The 6,506-nt window shown below is 59.7% G+C and carries 7 protein-coding genes; all 7 read left to right on the forward strand.

Annotated features, from left to right (window positions below):
* Positions 1–317, forward strand: a 317-nt coding sequence (locus tag ABT24_RS15240; protein ID WP_502689019.1) for an ABC transporter ATP-binding protein C-terminal domain-containing protein, incomplete at its 5' end; no start/stop codon positions are given.
* A gap of 6 nt (positions 318–323) precedes the next feature.
* Positions 324–1,220 (forward strand): branched-chain amino acid ABC transporter permease, encoded by an 897-nt coding sequence (locus ABT24_RS15245; protein WP_013105139.1) that lies wholly within the window; start codon positions 324–326, stop codon positions 1,218–1,220.
* A gap of 14 nt (positions 1,221–1,234) precedes the next feature.
* Positions 1,235–2,299, forward strand: coding sequence for a branched-chain amino acid ABC transporter permease (locus tag ABT24_RS15250; protein ID WP_276727709.1), 1,065 nt, complete (start codon positions 1,235–1,237; stop codon positions 2,297–2,299).
* Positions 2,300–2,363: 64 nt separating this feature from the next.
* A complete protein-coding gene (locus ABT24_RS15255) occupies positions 2,364–3,707 on the forward strand; it encodes an ABC transporter substrate-binding protein (RefSeq protein ID WP_276727712.1) in 1,344 nt (447 codons plus the stop codon).
* A 64-nt stretch (positions 3,708–3,771) separates the two neighbouring features.
* Positions 3,772–4,602, forward strand: coding sequence for an ABC transporter ATP-binding protein (locus ABT24_RS15260; protein ID WP_013122570.1), 831 nt, complete (start codon positions 3,772–3,774; stop codon positions 4,600–4,602).
* Positions 4,603–4,645: 43 nt separating this feature from the next.
* A complete protein-coding gene (locus ABT24_RS15265; protein WP_276727716.1) occupies positions 4,646–5,959 on the forward strand; it encodes a phenylacetate--CoA ligase family protein in 1,314 nt (437 codons plus the stop codon).
* A 15-nt stretch (positions 5,960–5,974) separates the two neighbouring features.
* On the forward strand, positions 5,975–6,506 hold a 532-nt coding region (locus ABT24_RS15270), incomplete at its 3' end, for an SAM-dependent methyltransferase (protein WP_286738230.1).

Consider the following 6,506-nt stretch of genomic DNA (forward strand, 5'->3'; position numbering starts at 1 on the left):
CTTACGGTCTGCAGAAACGGGTAGACCTGGGCCGCGCCTTGGCGATGGAGCCCAAGCTACTACTGCTCGATGAGCCTATGGCCGGCATGAATCTGGAAGAAAAGGAAGACATGAGCCGCTTCATCCTCGAAGCGCGCGAGGAGTTCGGCACAACGATCGTATTGATCGAACACGACATGGGGGTGGTGATGGATCTGTCAGACCGAGTCGTTGTGCTGGACTATGGCCGCCAGATTGCCGATGACACCCCTGATGCGGTACGCGCGAACCCGGAGGTGATCCGCGCCTACCTCGGATCGGCCACACAGGAAGGGTGAGAAACCATGGGATTTTTCATCGAAACCATCATCGCCGGCCTCATGTCCGGCGTGCTCTACGCCCTGATCGCGCTGGGCTTCGTGTTGATCTACAAAGCCTCCGGGGTGTTCAACTTTGCCCAGGGTGCAATGGTGCTATTCGCCGCGCTGGCCATGGCGCGACTCCAGGAACACATGCCCTGGCCGCTGGCCTTTCTGCTGGCTTTCGCCATCATGGTGGTGCTTGCCTGGTTGATTGAAAGGCTGGTGCTACGCCATTTGATCAATCAGGAAGGCGTCACCTTGTTGATGGCGACCCTTGGCGTGGCTTACTTCCTCGAAGGGCTGGGACAAATGGTCTGGGGTGACGACATTTACCCCATTGATCTCGGCATGCCCAAGCAGCCCACCATCATGTTGGAGTCATTGATACCGGGCGGCATCCTGGTGAGCAACGAAGACCTCATCGCCGCAGGTTCGGCAGCGGCCCTAGTTGCTCTGCTCACCCTATTCTTCCAGAAATCGGGCGTTGGTCGGGCATTGCGTGCCGTCGCCGACGACCACCAAGCAGCGCAGTCCATCGGCATCCCGCTGTCACGCATGTGGGTGATTGTGTGGTCCATCGCCGGCTTGGTCGCTTTGGTGACCGGAATGATCTGGGGCTCCAAGCTGGGGGTGCAATTTTCGCTATCGCTTATTGCCCTCAAGGGTCTGCCGGTGGTCATTCTTGGCGGGCTCACCTCGGTGCCGGGAGCTATCGTCGGTGGCCTCATCGTCGGCCTCGGCGAGAAGCTTGCCGAGGTCTACCTCGGCCCATTGCTCGGTGGCGGAATTGAAAGCTGGTTTGCCTACCTGCTTGCCCTACTGGTACTTCTCGCGCGGCCGCAAGGGCTTTTTGGCGAACGCATCATCGACCGCGTTTGATAGGAGGCAACTCGATGCTCTATCGTGAAAATGGCCAGTTCAAGACCCGCTACGTCGATGACGCCCAGATCTTCCCGATCCGTCAGGATCGCTTGTTCATCGGCGCCGTGTTGTTGATCGCCTTTGTCGCCGTGCCCTTGCTGGGCTCGGATTACCTGCTTCGCGCTTTATTGGTGCCGTTTCTCATACTGGCGCTGGCCGCTATTGGTCTCAATGTATTGGTCGGCTACTGTGGCCAGATTTCGCTTGGCACGGGCGCTTTTATGGCAGTAGGCGCCTACGCGGCCTTCAACTTGATGGTGCGTCTGCCCGGCATGCCGCTACTGATCGCGCTGGTACTGGCCGGACTGATTGCTGCCCTGGCTGGCATGGTGTTCGGTCTACCGAGTTTGCGCATCCGAGGGCTATATCTGGCCGTAGCCACACTAGCCGCGCAGTTCTTTTCCGACTGGGTATTCGCTCATGTGCCGTGGTTGACCAATGGGTCATCGTCTGGGTCTGTTACTGCCCCTCAGTTGCAGGTCTTTGGCTTCGTGATTGACAGCCCCACCCGCAAATATCTGTTCTGTCTAGTCATACTGAGCGTTCTCGCCCTGCTCGTCAAAAACCTGGTGCGTGGCCGTAAGGGTCGCGAATGGATGGCCACGCGCGACATGGATGTGGCGGCCAGCGTGATCGGAATTTCTCCGGTGCGTGCCAAGTTGTCCGCGTTCGCCGTGAGCAGCTTCATTGTCGGCATCGCGGGCGCACTCTGGGCCTTCGTTCATCTCGGATCCTGGGAGCCTGCCGCGTTCAATATTGATCTCTCGCTCAAGCTGCTGTTCATGATCATCATCGGCGGCCTAGGCTCGGTGATGGGCAGTCTGTTCGGCGCGGCCTTCATCGTGCTGCTTCCCATTTTTCTCAACCGCCTGCTCAGCTTTCTCGGGCTGCAAGCGTCCACTAGTTTTATTTCGCACCTGGAGTTGATGACCTTTGGGGTGTTGATCGTGCTGTTCCTGATCGCTGAGCCGCATGGCATGGCAAAGCTATGGAGCACGGCCAAGAACAAACTGCGGCTATGGCCTTTTCCGCACTGAGTTTTCCAAGCGGCGTAATCGCCGCACCTTGCCTGACCTCACCAAAACGATGAAGGAGACCCTCATGAACATGCGAAAAACCCTATTGGGCGCGACCGCCATGGTCGCGCTGGCAGCCTCGCTCGCTGGCCCGCTGGCGCAGGCTGCGGCAAATGAACAGTTCTTCCCAGTGCTTGTCTACCGTACCGGCCCCTACGGCCCGAACGGCGTACCGTGGGCCAATGGGTACGTCGACTATCTCAAAATGATCAATGCACGAGATGGTGGCGTCAATGGCGTAAAGCTCACCTGGGAGGAGTGCGAGACGGCCTACGCAACAGACCGCGGCGTTGAATGCTACGAGCGCCTCAAAGGGAAAGGCCCGACTGGGGCCACCGTAGTGCAACCACTATCCACCGGGGTGACGTTTGCTCTCACGGAAAAAGCCCCAAAGGACAAGATTCCGCTGATCACCGCAGGCTACGGACGGTCTGAATCCGCCGACGGCGCAGTCTTCAAGTGGAACTTCCCGATGCTCGGCACCTATTGGACCGCTGCGGACATCATCGTGCAGGCGCTCATCAAGCGTGAGGGCGGGGCCGGAAAGCTCAAGGGAAAGACGATCGCACTCGTCTATCACGACTCTCCCTACGGGAAAGAGCCCATCGCGATGCTTGAGGCCCGCTCCAAGATGCACGGTTTCAAGTTCATCAAGTTGCCGGTCACCCACCCTGGCGTCGAGCAGAAGGCGATTTGGCTGCAGGTCCGCCGGGAACGGCCCGATTATGTGCTGCTGTGGGGATGGGGCGTGATGAATGCAACCGCGCTGAAAGAGGCCGTCGCCACAGCCTATCCACTGGATCGGATGTATGGCGTGTGGTGGTCTGGCGCTGAGCCGGATGTGAAGGATGTTGGCGAATCCGCCAAGGGCTACAACGCGCTTGCCATGCAGTACGGCGCTGGAATTGGCAAGGTTCAGCAAGACATCTTGAAATACGTCTATGACAAGAACAACGGCACTGGCGCACGGGATCTGGTCGGCCAAGTGCTCTACAACCGCGGTCTGTATTCCGCCATGCTCGCAGTCGAGGGCGTGCGCCGCTCCCAAGAACAATATGGCAAGAAACCCATGACTGGGGAGCAGGTGCGCTGGGGCCTGGAGAATCTGAACTTCAATGACGCTGCGCTGAAAAGACTGGGCATCGAAGGACAGCTTCGACCCCTGCGAACCACTTGCGATGACCACATGGGATCAAGCTGGGCGCGCATGCAGACGTGGGACGGGAAAAAGTGGGTGATGCACGACGCCTGGTATGAGGCCGACATGCAGATCATCAAGCCCATGGTCCGCGAGGCCGCAGCCAAATACGCCAAGGAGCACAACATTACGCCGCGCGACTGCGCAAAGGAAATGACCTCGGGCTCCTGATGATCCACCCTGCCCGGCCAAGCTCACTGCAGGTCGGGCGCCCACCCGATTTTCTAGGCGACCCATGACTACCCACACCACTGCGCAGGCTGTCCCACCCATGCTCGACGTGCAGGGCATTGAGGTGATTTACAACCATGTCATCCTCGTCCTAAAGGGGGTGTCCATTCGCGTCGACAAGGGACGCATAGCAGCGCTGCTCGGAGGCAACGGGGCAGGGAAAACCACGACCTTGCGCGCAGTGTCGTGCCTGCTTCGTGCCGAGCGTGGCGAGGTCACCAAGGGTTCCATTCACTATGAAGGCCACCGGATCGACAAGGAGGACGCGCCCGCCTTGGTTCGCCAAGGTGTGGTGCAGGTCATGGAGGGACGACACTGCTTTGCCCACCTGACCATTGAGGACAACCTGCTTGCCGGCGCCTACAGCCGCCGCGATGGCAAGGGTGCGGTGCAAGCGACCCTCGATAAGGTCTACACCTATTTTCCACGCCTGAAAGAGCGTCGTCACAGTCAGGCCGCCTATACCTCAGGCGGCGAACAGCAAATGTGCGCCATCGGCCGTGCGCTCATGGCGAGTCCCAAGCTCATCCTCCTCGACGAACCTTCGATGGGCCTTGCGCCGCAGGTCGTCGACGAAGTGTTCGCGATCGTTCGCGAGCTCAACCAACGCGAAGGTACGACTTTCCTGCTGGCCGAGCAGAACACGGCCATGGCCTTGCGCTATGCCGATCACGGCTACATCCTAGAGAACGGCCGTGTGGTCCTCGATGGCGCTGCGGCGGATCTGGCCGCCAACGATGACGTACGGGAGTTCTATCTCGGTCTGGCCGACCGGGGCCAGAAGTCATTCCGGGAGGCGCGAAGCTATCGCCGTCGAAAACGCTGGCTGAGTTGACCCGGCGGAAACCGTCAACAGATACCGAGGAGTAACCGTAGTCATGGAATGCCACGATACCCCCTATGACGCCCTTGAGACTCGGTCCGGAGATCAGCGAGAAGCCGAGTTCTGGAAGGCCCTGAGGCTCACCGCCGCGCATGCCAAAGCCAATGCATCAGCCTGGGCAGATAGGCTGCGCGAGATAGAACCTGAAGAGCTTACTGGGCGCGACGCACTCGCACGCATTCCAGTCTTGAGAAAGAGCGAGCTGCTGGCATTGCAAAGAGCAAGTTGCGAGCGCGGTGGCGATGTATTTGCTGGCCATGCCACCGTTGGTTGGACCACGCAGCAGCCACACCGGGCCACCGCACTCCGCGTATTCAGCTCCCCTGGCCCCATCTATGAACCTCAAGGCAGCGGCATCGATCCCTGGCGCATGGCGCGCGCCCTGCACGCAGCTGGGTTGCGCCCTGGGGAATTGCTGCACAACAGCTTCTCGTACCACTTCACCCCGGCAGGGGCCATGCTCGAAGGCGGCGCGCATCGGCTCGGATGTACGGTTTTTCCCGCTGGAATCGGACAGACCGAGTTGCAAGTGCAGGCCCTCGCCGATTTGGGCGCGCATTGTTATGGCGGAACCCCCTCATTTCTCGGCATCCTGGTCGATCGCGCCCAAGCGTTGGGCATCGCGCTGCCAAGACTGACCAAGGCACTCGTCTCTGGAGAAGCATTGAACAGTGCGCTGCGCGAGCGGCTGGATGCCGCAAACATTACCGCATTGCAATGCTATGCCTCCGCAGATGTGGGTCTGATCGCCTTTGAAACCCGAGAACGAAACGGATTGCTTATCGATGAATCCGTGCTCATCGAAATTTTGGATCCAAACAATCGTCCCGTCCCTGATGGCGAGGTCGGTGAAGTGGTTGTCACCGTACTCAACTCGGCATACCCGCTGATTCGTTTCGGCACAGGTGATCTGTCCTCTATCGTTCCCGAATCGCGTCACACTCCGCTATCTTGCGGCCGCACGCAATTGCGCATCGCAGGCTGGATGGGCCGAGCTGATCAGGCCACCAAAGTAAGAGGCCTTTTCGTTCACCCGCATCAGATTCAGGATGTTCTGAAACGCCATCCAGAAGTCCGCTGGGCACGACTGGAAGTGTCGCAGCGCGACGGAGAAGATCAAATGCAACTGATCTGCGTCTCGGAAGTGGCATCGCCCAACCTGGCCCAAGCCCTGCAACAAACGATGCGCGACCTCACAAAGCTGCGCGCCGAAGTCACCTGGCAGTCCAGCGAAAATTGGCTGCAGAATGCACCTACCATTTCAGACCTTCGCGCCAGACCTTCAAGCCAAGCTCAGGCCGATGGTTGAGGCGACAACCCCATCATGCCCGGACCGACCGCTGAATTCTGGAACGAACGCTTTCGCACCCACACGACTGGATGGGATCGCGGCACGGTGCATCCGCAACTTCTGCACTGGATCGCCGAGGGCACGCTCAAACCCTGTCGCATTCTGGTGCCGGGCTGTGGCGCGGGGCATGAGGTTTTGCATCTGGCGGCCGCAGGGTTTGAAGTCACCGCGTTGGACTACGCGGAGCAGGCCGTCGCCCTGGTGACCGAGCGCTTGCAGAAACAGGGTTTGAGGGCGACCGTTCTGCAAGCCGATGTGCGGCAATGGGACGCCCCGCAACCGTTTGACGCCATCTGGGAGCAAACCTGCCTGTGCGCGCTTTACCCGGACGATTGGATGGCTTACGCCAATCGGCTGCATCACTGGCTGGCACCACATGGGCGGCTCTTCGCGCTGTTCATGCAGACCCCCGCTGGCCACCCCAAACTGCTCCACTTATGGCCGGTCAAACTGCCCCAGGCAGGACGGTCGGATTATGCCGATTCGGCGGCGGTGGCAATGCGTG

The organism is Thiomonas sp. SCN 64-16 (genome assembly GCF_001725585.1).
Classification (GTDB): domain Bacteria; phylum Pseudomonadota; class Gammaproteobacteria; order Burkholderiales; family Burkholderiaceae_C; genus Thiomonas; species Thiomonas arsenitoxydans.

Bases quoted from the DNA above. Each gene is read 5' to 3' on its own strand.
- ABT24_RS15245 (WP_013105139.1), top strand. From the start codon at position 324: ATGGGATTTTTCATCGAAACCATCATCGCCGGCCTCATGTCCGGCGTG.
- ABT24_RS15250 (WP_276727709.1), top strand. From the start codon at position 1,235: ATGCTCTATCGTGAAAATGGCCAGTTCAAGACCCGCTACGTCGATGAC.
- ABT24_RS15255 (WP_276727712.1), top strand. From the start codon at position 2,364: ATGAACATGCGAAAAACCCTATTGGGCGCGACCGCCATGGTCGCGCTG.
- ABT24_RS15260 (WP_013122570.1), top strand. From the start codon at position 3,772: ATGACTACCCACACCACTGCGCAGGCTGTCCCACCCATGCTCGACGTG.
- ABT24_RS15265 (WP_276727716.1), top strand. From the start codon at position 4,646: ATGGAATGCCACGATACCCCCTATGACGCCCTTGAGACTCGGTCCGGA.